The organism is Streptomyces sp. NBC_01276, assembly GCF_041435355.1.
Classification (GTDB): domain Bacteria; phylum Actinomycetota; class Actinomycetes; order Streptomycetales; family Streptomycetaceae; genus Streptomyces.
This window is the reverse complement of sequence record NZ_CP108442.1, coordinates 6,512,634-6,535,521: the sequence shown is the minus strand read 5'-3', so window position 1 is coordinate 6,535,521 and position 22,888 is coordinate 6,512,634. Positions and strand designations below refer to the sequence as shown.

The following is a 22,888-nucleotide window of genomic DNA, read 5'->3' as shown; positions in this document are numbered from 1 at the left end:
ATCCCGCCGCTACACCGCCACACTGCAAGTCCAACGTCCGTAAGGGAGGTCCCGCGCACGGGACATTCCCCGGCGCCCCTGTCCGGAAGATAGCGCGCCCGAAACGTGTCGAGGCACACTCCCCGAGTGCACCAGCCACTGGGCGCGGCGGAACATAGCAGCAGATCCCCGGTCAGCCAAACCGGGGAATCGCCGGATCATTGGAAATCCACCGCCATCCATGCCCGAGCCGTCGAGAGGCACCATCACGAACCCAGATCACCGGCCCGCTCCGAACCCCTCCAATACCCCTGGTCCGGCCACGGACACCGGGCCATCACGCCAGGGCGTAGCTCTCCCGGAAATAGCCGGCTGCGCGCTCCAGGTCTCGCTCGGTCTGGAGCGTCAGTTCCAGGTCGCCGGTGCCGTGGTGGCCGAGCCCCGTCACGTCACGCGCGAAGCCGGGCACGAGGTCGACCATCGCCGGGCCGGCCTTCAGGTAGACCAGCAGCTTGGTCTTCTTCGGCGGGACCAAACACGCGTAGTTCTGCATGCGTCGGTACGCGGTGTAGGTCTGGTTCGAGACCTTCGTGAGGTCCTCACCGAGCCCGAGCAGCACCTCGTCGACCGCCGTGGCCAGCTCCGCCATGGCCCCAGCCTCCGTCCCGGTCCGCTGCGCCTTCGCGGTACCCCGACTCCGGCTCCCGGCCTTCGGCGCCGCGGCACGGCCGGCGAAGGAGGCCACCGTCTCAAGGCCGACGTACTCGCTGCCGAAGTACCGGTAGCGGACCAGGTCGATGGCGTGCCGGTGCTCGCGGACAGCGTGGATGTCGTAGCGGGTGAAGTCGCCAGCCACGCAGATCAGCCTCGGTGCGCTCCACAGCACCTGGGCCGCGGCGTGGGCCCCGAGCCGGTCGCGGACCAGGTGCCGGAACGTGTCCCGGTGATCGAGCAGCCAGGCCATGTAGAAGAGGCCCTGGTTTATGACTCCCGCGTCGGTTCCGCGCTTGTACTCGACGATCACCGGTGCGCCGTTCTCGTCTATACCCAACGAGTCGATCCGTCCGCCGTGAACCGGTCCGGTGCTGTATTCGCTCGCCACGAACCGGACCCCGAGCATGGTCTGCATGTGCCCCTCGACGAGGTCCTGCACATCGGCTTCGACCTCAGCCAGACGCGGCGCAACCTCGGTCACACCGCTCTTCGTGTTGAACAACTTCAGGCCCGACACCTCCCCCTCCGTACCGACCTACCGCCAACACGCAGCCGACTAGATCTATTTCCGGTATGCAGCAGGATGCTCGGGAGCCCAGCCACGACCGTCACCGTACGTAGCCGGACCCAAGTCCGTGACCCCGGGCCGGGTTGGAGCCTCGCCAAGTACGACGGGCGCGAAAATGCCGCCTTCCACACCAGGATTTCACCCTGGTACGGAAGGCGGCTTTTTCATGCTGACGCCCCATCAGAAAAGACGCCGGGCGTGCGTCAAACGTGCGTCACGAGCGTCAAATCTGCGTCAAGATATCGCCCGTAACGCCCACAGCGCACATAACGCACACTGCCCAAACCTGCAGGTCAGAGGCCCTTTCCAACGGGCTCAAGGATCGCGACGCACTCGACATGATGGGTCATCGACATCAAGTCGAGCACCACCTTCGCCAATAGGATCTCCGACATCCTTACACCCGAGGTCGCGCCCCAACCTGGCATGAGACCGGCATGTCCTCACGGGTTCAAGCCCTGCGGGGCAAGACCGGATGTGCCTTCGAAGGGGGTGGCCATGCGCGTCACCACTGACGCGCGTCCGACTGCGACTGCGGGAAGTACGAGGCAAGGAGGTCAACAGCCTCCTCCCAGGGAAATCACGCCCCTCTCAGGTCAGCAGTTGATCGCTTTCCTGTTCCACCAGATGGTGCTGCTGCCTTCGTACCACCAGTACGCGCCGAGGTCTTTCGTTCCTGCCGGCAAGGCTCCGCGGAAGCGGACCGAGGGTGTGGAGCCGGCGTAGAACGAGCGGTTCCACTCGAAGGTCGGGCTCAGCCCGATGCGTCCCCCGTTGGCGCGGAAGTAGACCAGGCGGGTCTTCCAGCCCCAGGCGGTGATGGGAATCAGAAACTTCGTGGTGGCTCCGGTGGCGCAGTTCACGTCGTGGATCGACACAGTGCCCGTCTGGGACAGGAGCGTGATCGGCGGTGCGGGTACCTCTTCCACGTCGCCTGCGACCAGCTGCACGTCGAGCCCCTCCAGGGGGGCGGCGGTGAGCAGGTCGCTGATGGCAAGGTCGTCCGTCGTGGACATCCCCGACCTCCTTGGTTGCCTGTCTGTCCGGCCGATGACGACTAGCCGGTGCCCAACCGCGGGCGGGTGAGACGCGGGAAACCGGCTGCGCGCGGCGTGCAGCCCCGCCCCTGGCCGCTGTCAGCGCCCTGCTTGAGCTTACGAACCCGGCCGACGGGGTGCACACCATGCGGCCCCTTGCATGACGGAGTTCGTGGCGGGTACGCAGGTACCGCAGCGAGAGCGCCCTTCGCACGGACTGCACGGTGAGCGTGCCAGCCCTCTTTATGTAGCGTCCTCCCCCGACGACCACGACGCCACCCAGACACCGTCGTACCTACGCAGGGCCGGGGTGTGATGACGGACCGACCCCATACGCGGCGGCGCCGCTGCTAGGCGCGCCGAGCGTGGCGCGGGGCCCTCCCGTCCCCGTCGGCCCCCGCCCCGCGCCATACCCAACCCCAGCCCCGTGGGCACTACCTTCGTAGCTCCTGGCGGCTGCGGGTCGGCACAGCATTGATCTTGCGGTTCGTGCGTGGGGGCCCGTCAGCTGCTCGTAGGCGCAGTGAGATCCGCCCGAGTGATCCTGAAGATGGCTACTGTCCCCAAAATCGGCGAGGGGCCGCCAGTAAGAGGGTAGTCGTCCTTCGTTGCGGAATAGAGTGCGAACCCCTTCTCCGCAAGCTCCTCCAGGATGGAGGTGATACTTCGCTGCGCGTCCCGTACAGAAGAGCGTGAGAACTCGATGTCTCCCGAGATGTCGCTCCAGTCACGGAAGGATTGAACGGCGCTGTCTATGAGCTCCTGCTCCTCGTCAGTGCACTCCTCCGGCTCGTCATGTTCCAGCCACCCAAGGCAGCCGGAGAGGTTCGGCCAGAGATCACGCCCCGTCTTCATGTGGCGAAGGATGACGACCTCGAACTCTGGCTCATCCACCGTGCCGACGTCGATAATCCTGTCGACCTGCATCCTCTTGAGCTAGCTGATCTCGTCAGCGAGCGTCTTGATACCCCACACCTCGACGGTGACATCCCGGTATCGAGGGCGAAGCTCGTTGTCGATGAACTGGTCGACCTCACCTGGCAGTGTGTCGTTTGTGAGGAAGCGCCATACCTTCACGTCGCGGTGCTCGTGGAGGCAGCCTTCCAAGCCACCGCGGATCTTCGCCTTGGTCTTGTCGATCCGCTCACCACGCGTGGCATGCGCAGCGAAGAACACCCGAGCCTTCGGGCAGTAGCCGTCGTTCTTGGTGTCGCCCTTCGGCCCGGCCGCCCGCACGGGTTGGTAGTCACCGGGATACAGCTCCAGGCCGAGCCTGTCCATGCAGTCCTGGAAAGCACTGCCCTCGAGCCGAAGGAGCTGGCCTTCAACGAGCTTGCGCAGCGAGTTCTGATCCACGGCAGTCATTACCGCACAGTTCGTATGCCGCGGACAGCTAGATCCAGCGGATCCGTCGGGCCTTTCCGTAGCCGGTTCGCTCTGTCCAAGCGTCCGTCGGCTACCAACCGGAAACCCCGAAACGAGGTTTGGCGTAAGCATCGGAGGACAACGGTGGAAGCCCCCGCCGATGACTTCGTGACCAACCGCCCCTGGCAGGCCTCGCGGTCCACAGGCACGAGGTCCCCTCCAGACGGACCACCCGGAGGTGTCCGAGCGCCGACCCCAGAAGGCGCCTTACCCTTCCTCGCGGGAACCGTCACCGAATCCTGGTGGGTCTTCGCCGGAGAGGTCGTGGTGGGCGGAGGCCGGGCGAACTTGTTCCACGGACATGACTACGTGAGGCCGGACCCTGCACCACCTCCGCTGGATCCTGCAGCGCCGCAACGACGTCTTCGTACCGATGAAGGCGCGGTCTCCCATGGATTGAAGCAGGTTTCCCGAGCAGATGGGGTGCGGTGGCCGACTCATGGGTGTATATCGGAAATCCCTACCGCGTTTCGTCAGGGGCGCGGTGGCTGAGTTGGGGCACAGGAACGAATTTGCCGCCAGTCCGGACTGGTGAAGGAACGGAGCACGTGTGCACGTCGCGACCAGCAATGTGTGGGCCCGGCAGATCACCCTCAGCCGCAATGTGGTGCGGCAACTACTCGTGCCAGCAGGCACTTTGGATGTGGTGGAGACCGCTACCGGATTGGAGGTGGCAAGCGTCCAGGGAAGATGGCCGGCAATACGACCCGGAGGCAGAGAGCCAGAGCGGATGACGGCTGTTGTACCCGCCGTCAAAACAACCGGGCGTCTGGGCTGGATCGGCGACACGGCGCTTCACTCGCCGCAGACGGTGCTGGCCTCGTTCGTCGACGGCATAGGCTTCCGCGACCACACCGAACCGCACGCGCTCCGGCGCCCCCAGATCGGTGCGATGCACTCGGTGATCGGCTACTGGGCCTCAGGGTTGACCGCCCCGGGAATCGTGGTGATGCCCACCGGGACGGGCAAAACGGAGACCATGCTCGCCCTGCTCGTGGCAGCCCGACCCGAGCGTCTGCTGGTGCTGGTGCCGACTGCGGCGCTACGTGATCAAATCGCGGCGAAGTTCGAGTCACTCGGCATCCTGCACACACACCAGATTGTCGCTCCGGGCGTGATGCGGCCCGTGGTCGGAAAGCTCCAGCACGGCTTCCACAACGCCGCCGATGCTGCGGCATTCTCCTCTGCCTGCAACGTGGTGGTCGCGACCCCGCACGCCCTTCAGGCCTGCGAGCCGGAGTCTCGCGACGTGTTCCTGGCCGCGTTCAGTCACCTGGTGGTCGACGAGGCCCATCACGCGCCGGCGCCCACCTGGTCGCGCGTAGTCGAGGCCTTCACCGACCGGCGCGTCCTACTGTTCACCGCCACTCCCTACAGAGAGGACGGGCGCCCTGTGCCCGGGCGGACGATCTTTCGGTTCCCATTGCGGGAAGCGCAAAGGGACGGATACTTCACTCCGATCAACTACCGAGCCGTACTCAGTCTGGAGGACACTGACCAAGAACTTGCGAAGCTGGCGGTAGGACAGCTACGGGAGGACCGGGACGCCGGCCTCGATCACATCGTGATGGTGCGGGCGAGGAGTATTGCGCGGGCCAAAGAGCTGGGCAATCTCTATCAGGCCCTCGCACCGGACCTGAATCCGACGATTCTGCACGAGAATGTGGCGGTCCGAGCACGGCGTGCTGCATTGACCGCTCTGGCAGATCGGTCGTCCCGGATCGTGATATGCGTCGACATGCTCGGTGAAGGCTTCGATTTGCCAGCCCTGAAGATCGCCGCGCTGCACGACGTGAAGAAGAGCCTGAGCCCGATGATCCAGTTCATCGGACGTTTCACCCGGTCCACTTCCGTGGGCTCGACGATCGGAACGGCCTCGGTGTTCGTGGCCCGTGATCCGTCGGTAGCACTGTCGCCGCTGCGTGAACTGCTGCGCGAGGACGCCGACTGGGACACGATCCTGCATGACATCACCGAACGCGCCACGGCCAGCGTGGAGGAGCTCAGCGACTTCGAGGCTTCGTTCCCCGACACGCCGGAAGAGGTGTCGGTCACGGTGCTGGAACCCAAGATGAGCGCCATCGCTCACCGTGCTCCCGATCGCACCTGGACTCCCGAACGAGCGTTGGCGGTCTACGGCGAAGGCCGGGTACTGGACAGCACCATCGCGGTCAACACCACGTCCACCGTTGCCTGGTTCGTGGTGGAGAACCGAAGCGAAGTGCGCTGGGGAGCCCCGCGGGCCCTGGAGCAGGTCACCTACGAGCTGATCGTCATGTACTTCAGCCGGTCCCGAGGCCTGCTCTACATCCATGGCTCGAACAACACCGGTGACTACCGGGAACTCGCCCAGGCCGTCCTGGGAGTGGACTCCCGGCCGGTCACAGGTATGCCTACCTTCCGTGTGCTGGGTCACATGGAGCGCTTGATCCCCACCAACGTGGGTCTGCTGGATTCACGGGACCACTTCAACCGGTTCTCCATGCACGTCGGAAGCGACGTATACGAAGCACTGACTACCGCCGACCGGCAGGGCAAGAGTCAGACCCACATCGCCGCCTCCGGATTCCGCAACGGCGAGAGGACCACTATCAGCGCCGCCCTGTCGGGGCGGTTCTGGTCGATGCAGACCGCCCCCAACCTCAAGGCCTGGACCGACTGGTGTGACGATCAGGGAGCCAAGGTCATCGACACCAGCATCGACCTGGCCAGCGTCATGGAAGGGTTCATCTTCCCCGAGGACCTCACCGAACGTCCCGAGGGCATTCTCATCGCTGCCGAATGGCCCTGGTCCATGTTCACCGGCAATGGGCCCGGCCCGCAGATCTCATTCGCGGGCATCACCTGCGCCGCCGTCGATGTCGCGCTGGAGGTCGCGGACCACTCCTCTACCGGCCCCTTCCGGATCCGACTCACCACACCTGCCGGGCAGATCGCCTACAGTGCAGACTTCACCGACAACGGACTGACTTACGCTCCCGACGAGTTGGACGGGCGGGTCCGCTCGGGAATCCACGAGTATTCGCTTGAGGAATGGCTCAATCGGAACAAGCCCACTCTGTTCCTGGCGGGCGACAAGATGATCACCGCCGAGGACAGGCTGCTCGCTCCACGCAAGAACCTCGATCCCTTCGACCGCAGACGACTCGCCCCACTCAACTGGGCCGGAGTGGACATCAAGAAGGAATCGCAGACCGCTACGCGCGAACCCGACTCCATCCAGGCCTACGTCTCCTCCCACCTGCAGCAGTCGCAGGAATTCGACGTCCTCATCGACGACGACCGTGCTCGAGAAGCAGCCGACCTAGTCGGAATCAAGATCGACGGCGACGAACTCGTCGTCACCCTGGTGCACTGCAAATACTCCTCCGAGCCGACCCCTGGCGGCCGGGTGGCTGACTTGTACGAACTGTGCGGCCAAGCCGTCCGCGGAGCGAAGTGGCGGCAGAACCACCTCGGCCCGCTCCTGAACCATCTGGACCGACGCGCAAGAAACTTCCTCGCCCGAACCGGAGTCTCACCCTTCGAGGTTGGCAGCATCGAGGCGCTCTACCGGATCCGGGAAATTGCACCTCAGTTGCGGCCTCGGCTCCACACCGTGCTCGCCCAGCCCGGACTGTCCGCATCTGTATGCACCGAAGAAAACCTGCGGCTGCTGGCCGGCGCCGAGACCTACGTCCACGCCCTCACCCGGGGTACGTTCACCGTGTACTGCAGCGCCTGAACGGCTTCAACGGGCCTACGCCCTTGCTGCATCCGCACGAGCATGACCGGGCAACCCCACCGACTGCCGGTGCAGCCGCCTGCCACGCGGCGGCCTGTGTCCGCTGACACCACGCCCCGGACTGGCTGGTCTCCGAAGCAGACCTGCAGTCCCTCGACTACATCGCTGACTCCGACGGCCACAGAGCCGCCGACTCCGGGTCCGGCTGACGGAGAACGAGCAGCGCGTCACCCCCGGCCCGCTGTCCGGCGGAGGAGAGCGGGGGCCGCGTGATCTGCGCCATCCCAATCCACCGCTACGGACATCGAAGCCCAATCCCCGAAAGCCTGCCCGCAGCCATTGACGACGGATGCATTGGCCGGCACCCCTCGCAGCCGCCCGGGCTCCACGGGGCGAACGAAACCTCGCGGGACCGGCGCGGCCAAGATCCGGACCATTCCCGGACCAGACCTCCCGCCTGGGGCCACAAGGCCAGCATCTCTGCTGGTCAACGGCTTGGCTCTGCTGTACCACCAGCAGACGAAGAACCTTCTATTTAGCTACTCAACCAAGAAAATCGGCTTCCTCTAGAAGTTAAACATAGCCACTGACCTGCACAAACGAATGATCGACAGCGTGCCCAGCTCCCGGGAAACCGTGGTCGAATTTACTCCGAAACCTCAATTCATCGAGAAGATCCGGGCCAGTCACGGGCCGACACGATCGCCGGTTCGTCACACATACCAGCAGACCTTTGCCACTACATCACCTGGAAGTCCTCACCGACGCGCGGTGTTGGCCCCCGGCCGAGATCATCTGAGTGCCGGGGAATGGGCCGCGCCCGAAGGGCGGCCACACCGTCCGTGGGATGCGCGTTCGAGTACGGGACACGACCTCTCGCCAGCCTGTCTCGATAGATCCGTACTCTCCAGAAGAGCGCAGGTCAACGCATCCGTTCGCGCGCCTTCAGCAGCCTGGTTTCACCAGATCGAGACCTTCTTTGTGCGGCCGAGCTGCGACCGCTCGTCCTGGTAGACCTTCTCCGGAGAGCTCGACGCGGAGCCCGGACGTCCTGGCCGCCGAACTCATCGCCAGCGTGGACCGTGAGACCTCCCACGACTTCCTCGACAAGCTGCTGCCCCACCCCCATCTCAGCCCCGCCCGGCGCCGGCACACGCTCAACATCGTTCTACGCACATCTGCCACCCGCCCCGAGGTGGCCCACAGCGCCCAGGCGGCGATCGCCGCCCATCCGCGGCAGGTGCTGCCCCTGACCACCGAAGCACTCGTCGACCAGACCGCACCCGACACCGCACGCCAATGGATCACGGTCGTGGGCTGGTCGATCGCGGACCACATGCGGACCTCGCTGGTCACCGACGCGATCGAGATGGCCGTGGCGGCCCAGGGCGGCCGGGTCCGCGGCGTCGTTTTCCACACCGACAGAGGCGCCCAACACAGCGCGGCCGCCTTCGCCGATGTCCGCCTGCGGCATGGCATCCGCCGCAGCATGGGCCGAGTCGGCTCGAGTTACGACAATGCCCTCGCCGAGTCGTTCTTCCAGGGCCTCAAGCGCGAATTGCTCCACGGAGGCCGCTGGACCTCAAAGGCACAGACCCGGCTCGAGCTGTTCCGCTGGCTGCCGTACTACAACCGGCGCCGTCGCCACTGCGCGCTCGGCTACCTCACACCAGCCGAGTTCGAACAGCAGCTGATCACGACACATACGCTGTCACTCGTCACATGAAACCCGGTGTCCACTTCCTGGGATCAACCTCAGATTTTCTCCTCACCCCGTGCCGAGGGTGACCGGTCCCCGGAGCACCTTCAGGAAGGTGCTGAAGGTCGAAGGCGTCTGCCGCGGCGGCTCGTCCGTCCGTGCCGGTTCCCGGCACTGGTCGGGTGCCAGGACGAGTTCCCTCAGCTGTACCCTCAGGTCCCGCTTGCTCATGTCGGAGAGGACCCACCCCAGGGGCGCGGCGATGCCGGGGCGGGCGGACGGGGCCGCGAAGAAGCTGCGCACCTGCGGGCACGCGACGCCGTCGACCCGGATCGCCGACGCGGCGGCGGCGATGCCCGGCAGCGCGCCGGTGAACCGGTACAGCCCCAACTGCCCCAGCGTGGACACGCTCAGCGCGGCCTTGGGGGACCTGCTGGCGATCAGCGGGGCGACGGCCTCCTGCTGACGTTCGGCGTCGGGTGCCGCGGCCTTGGACTGGTAGTGGTTGTCGAGGACGACGAGGAGCGGGAGGACGTAGCGGCCGTCGGCTCCTGCGCCCGCCTCGTACCCGGCGGCGACGGCCCGGTTGTGGGCGGCGACGTGTGGTTCGACCGCCTCCCACAGCTCGAGCAGGAGGGCCAGGCCGCTCGACTCGAGGGTTCCGCCGTCGAGGTCGGCCAGCTTCTGCGGATTGCCGTCCGTGACGCAGCGGTGCATGCGTCCGGAGGGCGAGATGTAGGGGAAGCGGGCCGACAGGTGCACCGCCGTGGACAGGCGGAGCCCCTGGTCGAGCCCGTCCTTTCGGCAGTCGCGGTGGTCGGTGTAGGCGGCCGCGTCGATGGCGCCAGCCGCGAACCCGGCCGCGGCGGACTCGCCGCCGCCGGTGCTCACCGGTGGCGTCGTCACTTCCATGCGCCGACAGTTCAGCGTCGGCAGGGCCGCTCCGCCAGGACCGCCCGTCGACCAGACGGACGACACGACGACTCGGCAGCCGGAGTTCACATCGGTGCCGTTCAGCAGCAGCACCGGGCGCGGGCCGGCATCGGGGCGGGACTGGAGGGAACTCGTGAAGAAGTCGTCCTGGAGACGCTCGTCCAGGTTCTCCCACGAGCGTTCGAACACGGTGGCGCGGTCGCCCGGCCGCAGGTCTCCCAGACTGTTGATCCCGTGCAGGCCGCGCGGCAGGTCGCGGTAGAACATGGCGGCCAGGTCGGAGGCGAGCGTGTCCTCTCCGGAGAGGCGGGCGGCGAAGTCCCGGCCGGCGCTCGCAGCGGGCTGGCCTTCCCGCGGTCCCAACCCGTGGCCGACCAGGCCCAGAGAGCCGCCGGACACACCGCTGGCGCCGAAGAGCATCTCCCGGGCGCACGGACGCCTGGTCATCTCGTCCATGGCGGCCCCGGTCCAGTACGCCGCGCGGATTCCGCCGCCCGGCGCGGCGACGAAGACCATCGGCACGGCCGTTGCGGGCTTGAGCGTCTTGTCGGCATCCATGCAGGCCTGCACCGCCGCCCGCCAGGCGCCGAAGGAAGCCTTCGCGTCGAAGGGTTGGGCCGGCGCGGCCGGGGCGGCGCCCGATGCCGACCGCGGCTTGAGCCGCACCTCGTGGTAGCCGCCGGCGGTGTCCAGCTGGGCCTCCAGCACCAGCGCAGCGATGACCAGCAGCCAGACCGGAGTGAGCCGGAAGCGCAGGTAGCGCAGTGCCGGCAGCGGCAGGTGGAACTCGGAGCGCCGTGCCAGCCAGCCCGCGACGAGCGTCACGGTCGTCAGCAGGACGACGAGGACACCGAGGCTGCGCAGTCGCGGCCCCCACACGCCCGGCCAGACGGTCAGGAGGACTCCCAAGACGATCGCCGCGGCCAACAGCACGGCGCCGAGGATCGCCGGCAGCCATGTTGCCGCCTTCGGAACCGCCCCTGGAAGGGCCTCCGTCTCCGGAACCGATTCGGCCTCCGCCTCCGCAACCGTCGCAGAACCCGCCTCCGGAACCGATTCGGCCTCCGCCTCCGCAACCGTCGCAGAACCCGCCTCCGGAACCGATTCGGCCTCCGCCTCCGCAACCGTCGCAGAACCCCCCTCCGGAACCGTCTCCGCCGCCGGGCCGGGAGCGGCGGGCTCGAGCCACCGGTCCTCGCCCATCCGGACCAGTTCGTTGACCACCGGACCGGTCAATGCCGCAGTGCCCACTCCGATCCAGAACAAGAGCTGCACGTACCCGTAGACCCCGATCTGGTACACCTCACCTGCGCGCTCCGCGATCTCGGGACCGAGCAGGTACGGCCGGGCAAAGGCATGCACGAGCGCCAGGCCGGCGATGACGAGCGGGAGTACGGCCAGCACGCGGCCCATGCTGCGCACCCTTGGCCGGGTTTCGGAGTCCGGAATCCCGGTGGCCTCGCCCGCCGTCCCCGCTCCTCCCTCCGGAAGCGGGAGACTCCAGACGGCGAGCACCAGCATGAGCGCCGGAATCGCGTATACCCCGGACGTGGCGTGGTCGGTCCGGTGGAGGACGAGGGCCCCCACGAGCAGGGCCACTCCGACCCCGAACAGTGTCCATGTCAGCCACGGCCTGCTGTCCCGGTTCGTCGGCGCCCCGTCGAGCAGGGCCCAGCGCCCCACGACCCACAGCGCCAGGCAGAATCCGATCAGCGCGACGAAGGGTGGCATCAAGTCGCCGACCAGCTGCCCCCTCGTGTGCCCTGCCCAGGCCCTTTCGATGTCGGGCAGCTGCTCCAGCGGGCCGTCGCCCGGGACAACGACGAGCAGGGTCAGAACGAGGAGGACGCCCAGTTGGTTGCGGTGGCGCGTCCAGACGCGGCCCGCTGACAGGGTCCCCTCCCGCCACCTGCCCAGCCAGTCGATCAGGGGGCCGGCGAGCATCCGGGCAAGACCCAGGACCCCGAACAGCGCGGTGAGCGCGAGTGCACCCCACTTCAGCGCCGACAGCCACGCCACCCCATGGGCCAGGGCTGCCGACGGGTCCCCGGAGAGATCGCCCACCAGGAAGAACGTGAGGCCCGTCTCCGCCCAGTCGAACACCAGGGCGGCGATCACGAACCCGTCGAGAAATGCCTGGGGAATTGGCGGGTCGTCCCCGAGGCTCTGCCAGATCTTGCGGATCACCAGGTGGATGAGGAGGAGGTAGGCGGGGGTGAAGACGGCGATGTCCAGAGCGAGATACGTTCTGAGCCAGGACAGGTACAGCTCTCGCCGGCCGTCCCCCGCGGGCATCGGTGCGCCAGCTTGCGTCCACACGGTGACTGCGTCGAGGCGCTTCTCGTCCGACCAGGGCGTGAAGCTGGGCCACCCGGAGAGCGCACCGGCCGGGTACGAGGGCTTGTCGGCCACGGTCAGTTCGGCCAGCAGCCGGGAGATCTCGGTCATCACCAGGAATCCCGCGACCGCCAGCGCCCAGAGCCCCATGCTGCACCGGCGGCCCGCCGTAACCAGCTTGTCCCGAAATCCCTCGGTGATGAGCGGCATGACGGCATTATCGGCAGCGGCGCGTCCGTCACGTTGAGTGACGCGCCGATCGGTCCGGGTGATGGAGCCCGGCGACCTCACTTGATGTCGTGGTCGGGGTGGGCCCGGTCGTCGTACTGCTCCCGGGCGTCCGCGATGGCCCCTCGGTGCGCGATGGACTAGTCCGCGAGGGCCTTGACCAGGTGCGTCAGGCCGGCGCCGGTCCCGGTCAGCCGGTAGTCCACCTGTGCCGGGACCGTGGGATAGACGGTGCGCAGGACGAGGCCGTCACGTTCGAGCCGGCGGACGGTGAGTGTGAGCATCCGCTGGGAGATGCTGTGCACCGCCCGCTGGAGTTCCCTGAACCGGCGCGGCCCGCAGTTCGACGATCCCCCTAACCTGCCGGACACCAACAGCTCCCTCAGGACGAGGACGGTCCGATGACGAGCAACCCCGCCGTACGCCCAGAGATCATCGACTTCTATACCCGCTCCGACGAGGCCGCGCGGCTTCACACCACGGCCACGGGCACCCTGGAACTTGCACGCACGCGCGAGTTGCTACGCCGCTACCTTCCGCCTGCTCCGGCCCGCGTGCTCGATGTCGGCGGCGGCCCCGGAACCTACGCGCGATGGCTCGCCGCAGACGGATACACCGTGACGTCGTGGATCCATGCCCAAGCACGTCAGTCAGGCTGGCGTCCTCGACGGAGTGACAGCCGAGCTGGGCGACGCTCGCCGCCTCACTGCCGCAGCTGGCACGTAGGACGTCGTGCTGCTCCTGGGTCCCCTCTACCACCTCCACAACAAGGCCGATCGGCTCTCCGCACTGACCGAAGCGGCCCGTGTGGTCCGGCCGGGAGGTCTCGTCGCCGCAGCCGCGATCTCCCGCTACTCGCCTCTCCTCGACTACATCGCCACCACCGGCATTACAGAGCCCGCCATCCAGGACGGAGTGCGCAACACCCTCGACCAGGGCCGGTACGCCGGGTAGCGGGGCTTCACCGTCGCCTACTTCCAGACCTCGGCGGAGCTCCGCGAAGAAGTCAGCGAGGCCTGCCTCGCCGACCCCACGATGTACGGCATCGAAGGGCCTGGCTGGGTGGCGGTCAAGGCCACCGAGAAGTACACCGACACCAACCTCTTGGGCACGGCGATGCTCGCGACGCAGCCCTCGCCGCAGCACGCCTTGCGGAACCGCACAGCGCGCTCACCGATGCCTCTGCCCACATCCTTGCCGTCACCCGATCCTGACCGGTCTACGCTGTCTCCTCATGACCCTCTTGATCGTGGGTGGTTCCGGGTTCTTGGGCGCCGAGCTGGTTCGACAGTGGGTAGCGGCTGGGCACACGACGACTGCGACCTACGCGACCAGGCCTGGGACGGCTCGGGCGGTCGCGTGGCACGCCCTCGACCTACGTGATCCCGGGAGAGTGGAAGCGGTGGCCGAGGCCAGGCCTCGTGTCGTCATCAACGCATCAAGCGGTAAGGCGGACTGGGCGGTCACGGCCGAGGGGCCCGTCCGCCTGGCGCTGGCTGCGGCGAAGTCCGGGAGTCGTCTGATCCACGTCCCCAGCGACGCCGTGTTCTTCGGCAAGACCCGCGTTGCCTAGGACGAATCCTGCCTGCCCGATCCCATCACCCCGTACGGGGCCGCGAAGGCCGCAGCGGAGACAGATGTTCTGCTCGTGCATCCAGACGCCGTGGTGGCCCGAACCTCCCTGATCATCGGCGACGGGCAGTCCGAACACGAGCGTGCCGTTCACGACCTTGCCGCCGGCAACCGCGCCGGCGTCCTGTTCACAGACGACGTCCGGTGCACAGTACATGTGACCGACTTGGCCGCAGCTCTCATGGAACTCGCGTCGGGAGAAGCAAACGGAATCCACCACCTCGGTGGCAACGAGGCCCTGAGCCGTCATGAACTCGGCGTCCTCATCGCCAGGCGCGACGGACTCGACGACTCCCAACTGCCCACAGGTCGGCGGGCCGACAGCGCACTCCCCGGTGCCCTCGACGTCCGCCTCGACAGTCGCGCGACACAGCGCACACTGCGAACCACGCTACGCGGCGCCTACCAGTTCCTCGGGTGGCCCGTCGGCCCGAAGCCTCCGGCCCGACCGCGATCGTCCGACAGTTGACGACCGGCAGCCGCACGGCCCCGCACGGATCGTGGAATTGAAGACACAACGGGCACCCGCGAATGCGACCGGTTCGGAAGTGTGCAGCGACTACCGGCGCTTGAACTTCACTTCCATCGATGCTTCGATACTGGCTTCAGCGATGAACGCCAAACCACCCTTGGCGGAGAGCCCCAACCTAACTGTCACCTCTTCGATCCCAAATCTGTCGTCGGATTTCCTGTCATTCATTAGAAATTGAACCTGCTGTTCGATTCTCGTGAAGCTTTCTTGCATCTTGGACAGGCTTAGGGTGCCCTCGTCCACCTTGACGGGCGCGCGCCGAAAGAAGTCGGTAAATGCGGAATGCTCTCTTGAGCCCTCCCCGGACTTCACGGGAGGGTACTCCTTCGCCTGTTCGGGACCTCGAAGGTCTTCTACGAGAATCGGAACATACTCCAGGTCGAAATTAGGCTCACTCATTATTTCATCAGCTCAATCTCTAGAATAGCTTCGATCTGCTCCGCAGCTAGCCCTACTCCTCCAGAGGACGCGGGAAGGCCCCACCGCGCCTCCGATCGCCAGTCCTCGATGTAGATTCCGGCGGCATCCCCTGACCCGGCAATGCAGATCAGGGCGCCGGAATCTCCAAATGTCCCTGCCCTTGACAAGCTTAGACGTACTGGATACTTGGGATCCATCAGCATCGGGAACTGGAGCGGGATGGCCACCACAGTGGACTCGACCGTATTCCCACTGGCCGCTACAAAGGTTACTTTCCTAAAAAGAATGAGGGGCGCACTAACGACTGTGCGCCTGACTGTAGGGGGAGGATCGGGGGGCATGTCTGTCGAAACTAGTGCCGCATCAATTGACCCGGCGCCGTACCGCTTGACGTAGCCAGATCCACGGCCGGCTCCGCCCTCTGAGAAATGGACTGGCCCGTCAAGCGTGACGGCGTGTCTTGCGGTGAGCCAACCCTCATCCAGGCCGTCACGCGAGCGGGCCCAGCTCGCTACCGTGCCTCCAGGTGGAGGGTCGACCATCATGGATTGCCTGTAGCGCACGACACGGCGCACGATTGTAAATCGCTCCCCGTCTACATCGAGGCTATCGATCACCTGTCCGGAGCCTTTATTTCGACCGCCGGCCTCTTGGTAGAGGATTACGCCGAACTCCCGTTGTTGCAGCTCATCATATTCGGGCCCCAGGTATCCGACTGCGACATATTCATGCTCGGAGTCAATTTTCCGCGCCTCGGCCCAGCGATAAGCTTCCTCGGACACTCGAATTGTCCAGTAGAACAACCGTTCCCGATCGGGTTCGAGCTGGACCAACTCGGCAAACCTCGCCTCGCTCTCCTCTGAACCCCAGGAGCGCTCTTTCGGGACTGCAGGAAGCGCCTCTAGAACTGTGGAGACCTCGGCGGTGAGATCTTCGGTGAATCCTTCAAGTGCTGAAGGCTTGGTAGCGGCCCGGGCGGACGGGGCCGGGCCGGCTACGAAACGCTCGAAGGCAGGCTGGGTGAAGACCACGTCATCGGAGACAAGCACGTCATAGGTGTTGAGCTGGCCGGCATCCAAGACATGCACGTTCGGCAGATTGCGGGCAGACCTAATGCCTACCTCATCAGCACGATCAACGACCAAGAGAACCTTTTTACGGTCCGTAATGGAGCCCAAGAGTCGTCTGGCAGCCTTGGTCGACGGCGCCTCGGTGGCGGTCACGCTGGAGATAACGTGGATGCGGTTATGGCGGGCCCGGTCGGACAGTGCACTGCGGAGGGAAGCTGCGATCATTTTCTTCGGGGTCCGCTGCGAGTAGTTGCGCGGCACGCGGCTGTGCACGACGCCACCGCCGGTGAACTGTGGGGCACGGGTCGAGCCCTGGCGGGCGCGGCCGGTGCCCTTCTGGCGGTACGGCTTCCGTCCCCCGCCTTGGACCTCTCCGCGAGTCTTCGTCTTGTGGGTGCCCTGACGGGCCGCAGCGAGCTGGGCCACGACCACTTGGTGCATTAGCGGAATGTTCACCTTGGCACCAAAGATCGCAGCCGGCAGATCAACCTTCCCTGCCTTCTTGCCATCAGGTGACAAGACGTCGACCGACCCCGCGCCTTGGGCAGGTCTGCGGGAGTCCCCAACCCCCGTTGAAGCCGTGATAGAGGTATTCAACGGGAATCCTTTCAACGCACGTCGCCGCACGTCTTCCACTAGACCTCAGCCCTGCGAAGATCGCAGCATGGCTCGCCGTAGTGTCCACCGAACAGTCCCTTCCGGTGCCCTGCCCACACGGTCAGGCCGTTAGCCCAAGGCCACGAAGCCGCTGTCGCCCCGTGCCCGCGCCGATGCTCGGCCGCTGATGATGCAACTGGCCTCACAGCCTCAGGCCCCGCGCGCCGCGGAGCAGGAACACCACGGTCTTCCTGTGACCGGTCAGGCACCGTCGCACCGCCCATCTCGACGGGACTGACCCCGCGTCACCTCCGCGGGGAACTGCGCGCACCTGTGCCGCGGGGATCGATGAGATCGCATCCTGGACGCGCGCGACATTCTCCTCGTCATCGGTCGGCCCCCAGAACCCAACATCGTGCACCCCATCCGACGCGGGTCCGAACTGCTGATCCTCGTAACGGCCGTCCCGACACGCTGCCTTGTGGGCAGCCAGCTCCAGTGCAGAGGAGTCAGACGTGGATCGTTCGACCTGGAGCCTGGCATCCAGCCGCACAGCCAGCCGCTTCGCCGTCGTCTTGATATATCCAACCGGATTCCCTTTCGGATCCATGCGGCCGCTCCGTAACACCTGCTCGATCGCGCCGTCCGCAACGTCTGCCCGGGTCTCCATATCAAGCCGGTGAAACCCACAAAGACTTGCGATCACTTTGGCTCTCAGCTCAGCGTGCTGTTCCCGGCTCAGGCTTCGCAAGTCAAGCAGTTCCGGTTCCTGTGGATCATCGGGATCCACGGAGTGACTCAGCAATGCCCGGTCTCCTCCATCCGACCTTCGGCCGGTGGAACCATCCACCAGACGATCACCCGTCCGCCGCCTGGGGGCTCGTAGACCGCGACCGCGCCGGAGGGGAGGTCGTCCAGCATCCGGCCCACCGTCACCGAACCGGTCTCCTGCCTAGCTGCCTCTGAGTCAGCAGCCCCAGGGTGAGGCGGGTCACCGAGTTCCAACCGCTTCCCGTACTTCGCTGTCCTGAAACAGTGCCACGCGGAGCAGACCACGCCGCAAGCACTCGTGATCGTCGAGATGACCTCGATGATCTGGGCCGTCATATTGATCTACCTCAGCACGAGTTCCGGTGATGGTTTGCCCTTCACCGCCTCATAGGCCATCCAAGGCCCCGTCCTTAACAAGACATGCAAGATTCTTTAGCGTCTGCCCATCCGCCTCGTGCACGCCAGCTTCCAGGTCGCTCCTGCAGAGTGGCCGGCGATCCCGGGCCACAACACGGGCCCGGTGCTCCGCCACGTAAGACCGCCGTCATTCTGCACGCGGGGAGCCCAGCCCCTGCGGGCAAGGTGCGTGACGTGCTGGCCCGTCCGGCGTTGAGCCCGGCATGGAAGAGCGCAACAGGTGGCCAGCCTCCATCCGGGCCGAAGTCCGCTCTACGGTCCAACGGTGACGGCCGAGACGCTCGGAGGACTCCAGGTTCGCCACGTCCATGGCCGCTTGCCAACGAACTTCGCGTTCTGCCCTGGCCTGCTGTTCTTCCTGCCGGCGCCGAGTGTCCTCGACAGCTCGCGCCTCGATCTCTCCAAGAATCGCGCCCAGGGCTTCTTCAAGTGTCCGGGTCTTCCGATCCCGCCATCGACCGGGCCGACCGGGCAGACCATGGGCAAGCTCCACTACGAGACGAGCGGAGCGCTCCGGATTCGTGGACTCCGGGAACTCTTGCCTGGCGGAGACGGTGTACACAAAGCCATCAACAGTGACCTCCACTCCGCCTTCGCGCGGGGAAAAGGATGACCGTGCCGGCCCCACCTCATACCCTCGCCGTACCACCTCAGCCGCCAGACCCTGCAACAGCAGAAGCGACCTACGGCGCAGCGCAGACGGCATCACTAACCGACGCTCGTCGTCCTTGAGCGCAGCCACCACCGGATGCAGGTATCCCAGCCGAGCGGGGACAGGAACCGGCCCCCCGCCCGCCTTCGGCCGCTGGCTCCGCGCGTTAGGATGCGGGCCCTCCGTAAGGAACAGCTCCAGCCCCGGCCCGCCATAAGGGACCTTCTCGATGCGTTTGCCCGCCGGCTCCAGGCCGTGGCGCTTCGCGTAATTGACGACGCGCCGCCACTCCGCGACCTCGTCGTCATCGGGATCAGCGATCCGGACGCGCCCCTCGGCGACGAGCCGCTCGATCAGTTCCTGCGCCTTCGCCCGCCGGGCGCGTGCAATGGGCCGCTCGCTATAGGGCGACCGAGGCTTGGCTGGCTCCGCCGACTTACCGCCGTCGGCGACCCTAGAGTCATCGTCGATCATCAGAAGCCAACGATCCCGCATCGCATCGGCCGAACGCCAGCCAGGTGACATCAAAGTTCGAGCGCCCTCGTCGACAACAGGGTGCCCGGGAAGCCCGTACTGCCGTTCGATCCAGGCCGACCCCCAGCGCATGGCCTGCAGCCCATGCCGCGCTGCCCTACCTCGATCGAGCGGTGCCGAGCCGTGGGAGTCCTCCGAGGCTTCCGATCCCATCAACGCACCGCCGCCCAGGTCACGTCTGCGCCAAAAGGATCCGCCGGGGACGGACGGTTAGCGGAAAGCCAGGCCACGCCCGCCGAACAGGGGTCCTACTCGACCCTCCCCAGCCGCCCCCGCTGGGGAGCGGCTGGGGAGTTTCACCCCCGCCTGGGGAGTCCCTGGGGAGTTTGAACCGCGTAAACAGGAAAGCCCGTGAAAGGATCCGAAAGAAGCATCCCTGCAGGTCAGCGCCACGCTGCAGCAGATATCCCCAGGTCAAGGGGCTGACCACGGGGCCTACATGACGTAGGTCCCGAGATCGTCGGCCTCGACGATCCCCGGGAGCGAGCCGCCCTCACGCAGGGGCGTGACGTAGCGGGTCGCGATCACTTCTGTGAGCATTTGCCCAGGCTAGCTGGCGGGCGGGCGTACCCGTCCCGGGATTTCTCCGGCCGCCGCTCCTCACCCACGTACCGCCTGACCAGGTCGTCCAGGTAGTCGGGGCCGAATCCGAAGCCTGCCGCCTCGGGGACGAGCGCCCGCAGGCGCCGGTTGGAGACCGAGAGGGTCTCGGCCGGCACGTCGTGGAAGGCCCGGTGCGCGGATCGTCCCATCGCCGTCTCCAGGGTCCGGACGATCCGTTCGGTGGGAACGCTCGTCCCGGAGGCCACGTTGACCGTGTGGTCGCACACTCCGAGAGCGAGCAGCCGGTCGAGGACGGTGGCGAAGTGGCGTACGTCCATCAGGTCTCGGCGCGCTCCGCGGTGCACCGTGACACGGCCCGTACGGATCTGGCGGACCAGGGACGGGACCAGTTGTGCCGGATTCTGCCCGGGCCCGACGAGGTGGCTCAGCCGGAGCGTCAGCCGGAGCGCGCCGGAGTCGGCCACCAGTCGTTCCATGGCCAGTTTGTGCCGCCCGTACGGGGACACCGGCTCGGCGGGGACGTCTTCGAGGCCCACGCCCGCCCTGCCGTACAGCCCCGTGGACGCGGAGGAGAGGAACACCAGGAGGCGGCCGCGTTCCCTGCACCGCCGGGCGGTCTCGGACACCAGCGCGGCTTCCCGGAGGAACCGCTCCGGTGCGGACTCCGCGGTGTCGGACACCCCGGCGGCCAGGACCGTGGCGGGGACGTTCCGGTCGAGGTGGTGACGGAGGTACCCCGCGAGGAAGCCTCCGCCGATGAGCTCCGCCGTCATGTCCGGGGGAGCCGTCGCTCCACCGCGTCCGCCGCGACCCCCGCGTTGCCCGCCTTCCGGACGTCGTCCCGCACGGCGCGGACCCGGCGGCGGACGCCGTCGTGGGCGTGCAGGGCCGTCACCGCCCGGCGCAGGACGTCGGCGGTGACGGAGCGGAGGGGGAGCGCCACGCCGAGCCCGAGGTCGCGCAGGCGCCTGGCGTTGGCGGCCTGCTCCGGGAGCCGGGGCACGACGAGGGACGGCACCCCGTGATGCAGGCTCTCCATCGTGGTGGCCATCCCCCCGTGGTGGATGACCAGCGAGGCGTGGGACAGGACGGCGCGCTGCGGCACCCAGCGGTGCACCTCCGCGTTCGGGGGCAACGGGCCGAGCGCCGCGGGGTCGGTACGGTCACCGATCGCCATCACGAGGTGCCAGTCGAGTCCGGCGAACGCCTCGGCCGCCACGGCGTGGAACTCCGGGTGACCGTGGTCGACGGAGCCCAGCGTGACGAGCGCGACCGGGACGTCCTCGCGCGGCGGTTTCCACTGCCCCGGCTCCGGCCCCGGGGGGAGGGCGGGCCCGGCGAAGGTGTGCGCGTCGCCGTAGGCCTCCCCGTCCGGCTGGAAGGAACGCGGGACCAGGACGAGGCCCCCCGAGAAGGCCGCGTCGAGGTGTTCGCGCACGTCGGTGCGTACCCCCTCGTCGGCCAGGAACCCGGCGAGTTTGGACAGGAACTCGCCCGCGTAGGGATTGGCGCCCGGGGTGCCGGGCTCGGCGAGGGACCAGTGCCGGGGCGTCGCCAGGTACGTCCACACCTGCATCGAGGGGATTCCCCACTTGGCAGCGAGCACGCCGCCGGCGCCGGCCGGGTCCTCGGTGAGGACCAGTCCGGGCCGCGCGCCGGCGAAGCTCTCCTCCAGTTCGGGCAGGGTGGCCCGTGCGTCGGCGAGGTACAGCAGGGGCAGCCGCCGGGCGTCCGACGGCCAGTCGGCCGGGTCGGACGGGAGGGAGGACCCGAACACCACGGCTTCGGCCCCCGCGGCCTCGACCAGCGGTGCGAACCGCCGGGTGGTCGCGTAGCTGACCCGGACACCGCGGCGCACCAGCTCGGTGACGGTACCGAGCAGCGGGCTGATGTGGCTGTGCGCGGCGGCGGTGAAGATCGCCACGTGCCGGTGGCCGGCCCCGGCGTGCGGGGAGCCGGGGCCGTCAGGCTCCGCCGGCATCGCTCACCGCCCCGGATTCCGCCCCGGATTCCGCCGCGGGCCGGTCGTGCGCGGCGGCACGGCGGGCGCGGAGGTCTTCGAGGCTGCGCAGGAGGGCGGGGAAGGCCTCGGGCTGGTTACCGTCCTGACGGCCCGTCGTCATGCTGAGCCCCTTGACCGGCGGCCGGAGCACCAGGTTGTCGCGGCCCGCGAGCCTGGCCCGGTGGTCGCGCATGGCGGCGCTCTCCCACCCGCCGGGCGGGAGTGCGGCGGCCAGCGCGATGGGGGCCCGCGTGCACTGCAGGGCCATCGTCGCCGGGGTGTCCGCGAGTCCCTGGGCCAGACGCGCGATGAAATGCATTCCGGCCGGATAGACGGCTATCGCGTCGGGCCAGTTCGCCAGCTCCACATGGAGTTTCCGGACCTGCGGCTCCTCGGACCAGGAATCCTCGAATACCGCGCGATTGGTGAGGACCGAAAGTCCTTCACGCGTGACGAAACGCTGCGCGGACCGAGTGAGGACGATCCGCAGTTCCACGTCCGGATAACTCACCTGGAGCCAGTTGACCCAAAGGGGCAGGAACGCGGCGTTCGACGATCCGGTACCGACGAGGAGAAGTCGCTTTATTCCTACGGGGGGAATCTTCATCGAAGGCATTCCCCAGTTCTGTTCCATTGCCATGTCGCACTCCGATCCCGTCGCGCCTCCCGGGAGGCCGGGGCCTCCCGGGAAACGCCCATCAGACCGACACTCAGCAGCCGCACCAGGAGCAGCAGCAGGCGCACAGGATGGCCTGCGCCTCCTTGTCGTCCGCCTCGACGAGGAGGTCGTCCTCGGTCAGGGCATCCAGCTCGAGCAGGTCGTCGGCGAGCAGCTCAGCCACAGGCATGGTTCTCTCCTTGAATAATGAGTCATTTACGCGGAAGCGAAATGAATCGGAATGGGGCCGCCGGGGAACCGGACGACCGACGCCATCGTGTCCGAGCCGCACGGAGGATTCTTCAGCCGCCCAACTGGTTTCTCGGCCACCCTCCCGGTAGGAGGGAGAACCTCCGTCTCACACCCGGGTGCGAGACGGGATCTCATCTTGCGCC

15 protein-coding genes and 4 pseudogenes are annotated in these 22,888 nt (G+C 67.0%); 4 read left to right on the top strand and 15 right to left on the bottom strand.

Annotation, left to right across the window (positions count from 1 at the left end):
- Positions 1-316: 316 nt before the first annotated feature.
- From OG295_RS29470 to OG295_RS29455, 4 genes are all read right to left on the bottom strand, one after another.
- Entirely contained in the window at positions 317-1,210 is an 894-nt protein-coding gene (locus OG295_RS29470; protein ID WP_371679641.1) for a DUF5655 domain-containing protein, read from the bottom strand.
- Between the two features lie 647 nt (positions 1,211-1,857).
- A complete protein-coding gene (locus tag OG295_RS29465) occupies positions 1,858-2,277 on the bottom strand; it encodes a hypothetical protein (RefSeq protein ID WP_371679640.1) in 420 nt (139 codons plus the stop codon).
- A gap of 525 nt (positions 2,278-2,802) precedes the next feature.
- Positions 2,803-3,225, bottom strand: a complete 423-nt coding sequence (locus OG295_RS29460) for a hypothetical protein (RefSeq protein ID WP_371679639.1) — start codon at positions 3,223-3,225, stop codon at positions 2,803-2,805.
- Positions 3,226-3,234: 9 nt separating this feature from the next.
- Positions 3,235-3,654 (bottom strand): hypothetical protein, encoded by a 420-nt coding sequence (locus tag OG295_RS29455; protein ID WP_371679638.1) that lies wholly within the window; start codon positions 3,652-3,654, stop codon positions 3,235-3,237.
- Between the two features lie 619 nt (positions 3,655-4,273).
- On the opposite strand from OG295_RS29455, the gene OG295_RS29450 reads away from it, so the two are divergent.
- Both OG295_RS29450 and OG295_RS29445 read left to right on the top strand, forming a co-directional pair.
- Positions 4,274-7,447 carry a DEAD/DEAH box helicase gene (locus OG295_RS29450; protein ID WP_371679636.1) on the top strand — a complete coding sequence of 1,058 codons (3,174 nt, stop codon included), beginning with the start codon at positions 4,274-4,276 and terminating at the stop codon, positions 7,445-7,447.
- Between the two features lie 1,309 nt (positions 7,448-8,756).
- Positions 8,757-9,173: pseudogene (locus OG295_RS29445) on the top strand (integrase core domain-containing protein); the annotation flags it as partial.
- Positions 9,174-9,215: 42 nt separating this feature from the next.
- On the opposite strand, the gene OG295_RS29440 reads toward OG295_RS29445, so the two are convergent.
- Complete coding sequence (locus OG295_RS29440) at positions 9,216-12,626, bottom strand: hypothetical protein (protein WP_371679635.1); 3,411 nt, start codon at positions 12,624-12,626, stop codon at positions 9,216-9,218.
- 77 nt (positions 12,627-12,703) lie between these two features.
- Positions 12,704-13,030, bottom strand: a pseudogene (locus OG295_RS29435) (winged helix-turn-helix transcriptional regulator).
- A gap of 346 nt (positions 13,031-13,376) precedes the next feature.
- Here OG295_RS29435 and OG295_RS29430 point away from each other — a divergent pair.
- Together OG295_RS29430 and OG295_RS29425 are read left to right on the top strand one after the other, a co-directional pair.
- Positions 13,377-13,598, top strand: coding sequence for a hypothetical protein (locus OG295_RS29430; protein ID WP_371679634.1), 222 nt, complete (start codon positions 13,377-13,379; stop codon positions 13,596-13,598).
- A gap of 280 nt (positions 13,599-13,878) precedes the next feature.
- Positions 13,879-14,745, top strand: a pseudogene (locus OG295_RS29425) (NAD(P)-dependent oxidoreductase).
- Between the two features lie 90 nt (positions 14,746-14,835).
- Here OG295_RS29425 and OG295_RS29420 read toward each other — a convergent pair.
- From OG295_RS29420 to OG295_RS29380, 9 genes and pseudogenes are all read right to left on the bottom strand, one after another.
- Positions 14,836-15,120: a CU044_2847 family protein gene (locus tag OG295_RS29420; protein WP_371679633.1), complete on the bottom strand. Its 285-nt coding sequence runs from the start codon at positions 15,118-15,120 to the stop codon at positions 14,836-14,838.
- A 1,094-nt stretch (positions 15,121-16,214) separates the two neighbouring features.
- A pseudogene (gene rplD / locus OG295_RS29415) lies at positions 16,215-16,883 on the bottom strand (50S ribosomal protein L4); the annotation flags it as partial.
- A gap of 214 nt (positions 16,884-17,097) precedes the next feature.
- Positions 17,098-17,685: a hypothetical protein gene (locus OG295_RS29410; RefSeq protein ID WP_371679632.1), complete on the bottom strand. Its 588-nt coding sequence runs from the start codon at positions 17,683-17,685 to the stop codon at positions 17,098-17,100.
- Between the two features lie 8 nt (positions 17,686-17,693).
- Positions 17,694-18,002, bottom strand: coding sequence for a hypothetical protein (locus OG295_RS29405; protein ID WP_371679631.1), 309 nt, complete (start codon positions 18,000-18,002; stop codon positions 17,694-17,696).
- A 208-nt stretch (positions 18,003-18,210) separates the two neighbouring features.
- A complete protein-coding gene (locus OG295_RS29400) occupies positions 18,211-19,209 on the bottom strand; it encodes a hypothetical protein (protein ID WP_371679630.1) in 999 nt (332 codons plus the stop codon).
- A gap of 584 nt (positions 19,210-19,793) precedes the next feature.
- Positions 19,794-20,606, bottom strand: coding sequence for an NAD-dependent epimerase/dehydratase family protein (locus OG295_RS29395; protein WP_371679629.1), 813 nt, complete (start codon positions 20,604-20,606; stop codon positions 19,794-19,796).
- Positions 20,603-21,814: a macrolide family glycosyltransferase gene (locus OG295_RS29390; protein WP_371679628.1), complete on the bottom strand. Its 1,212-nt coding sequence runs from the start codon at positions 21,812-21,814 to the stop codon at positions 20,603-20,605. The genes OG295_RS29395 and OG295_RS29390 overlap by 4 nt, the downstream gene beginning before the upstream one ends.
- Positions 21,798-22,442 (bottom strand): flavoprotein, encoded by a 645-nt coding sequence (locus OG295_RS29385; RefSeq protein ID WP_371679627.1) that lies wholly within the window; start codon positions 22,440-22,442, stop codon positions 21,798-21,800. The genes OG295_RS29390 and OG295_RS29385 overlap by 17 nt, the downstream gene beginning before the upstream one ends.
- 103 nt (positions 22,443-22,545) lie before the next feature.
- Positions 22,546-22,683, bottom strand: coding sequence for a hypothetical protein (locus OG295_RS29380; RefSeq protein ID WP_371679626.1), 138 nt, complete (start codon positions 22,681-22,683; stop codon positions 22,546-22,548).
- Positions 22,684-22,888 lie beyond the last annotated feature (205 nt).

What these genes read in the sequence shown, in the direction of transcription:
- OG295_RS29390 (WP_371679628.1), bottom strand. Translation starts at nt 21,814, where the DNA reads ATGCCGGCGGAGCCTGACGGCCCCGGCTCCCCGCACGCCGGGGCCGGC.
- OG295_RS29385 (WP_371679627.1), bottom strand. Translation starts at nt 22,442, where the DNA reads ATGAAGATTCCCCCCGTAGGAATAAAGCGACTTCTCCTCGTCGGTACC.
- OG295_RS29465 (WP_371679640.1), bottom strand. Translation starts at nt 2,277, where the DNA reads ATGTCCACGACGGACGACCTTGCCATCAGCGACCTGCTCACCGCCGCC.
- OG295_RS29405 (WP_371679631.1), bottom strand. Translation starts at nt 18,002, where the DNA reads ATGACGGCCCAGATCATCGAGGTCATCTCGACGATCACGAGTGCTTGC.
- OG295_RS29400 (WP_371679630.1), bottom strand. Translation starts at nt 19,209, where the DNA reads ATGATCGACGATGACTCTAGGGTCGCCGACGGCGGTAAGTCGGCGGAG.
- OG295_RS29460 (WP_371679639.1), bottom strand. Translation starts at nt 3,225, where the DNA reads ATGCAGGTCGACAGGATTATCGACGTCGGCACGGTGGATGAGCCAGAG.
- OG295_RS29380 (WP_371679626.1), bottom strand. Translation starts at nt 22,683, where the DNA reads ATGCCTGTGGCTGAGCTGCTCGCCGACGACCTGCTCGAGCTGGATGCC.
- OG295_RS29440 (WP_371679635.1), bottom strand. Translation starts at nt 12,626, where the DNA reads ATGCCGCTCATCACCGAGGGATTTCGGGACAAGCTGGTTACGGCGGGC.
- OG295_RS29395 (WP_371679629.1), bottom strand. Translation starts at nt 20,606, where the DNA reads ATGACGGCGGAGCTCATCGGCGGAGGCTTCCTCGCGGGGTACCTCCGT.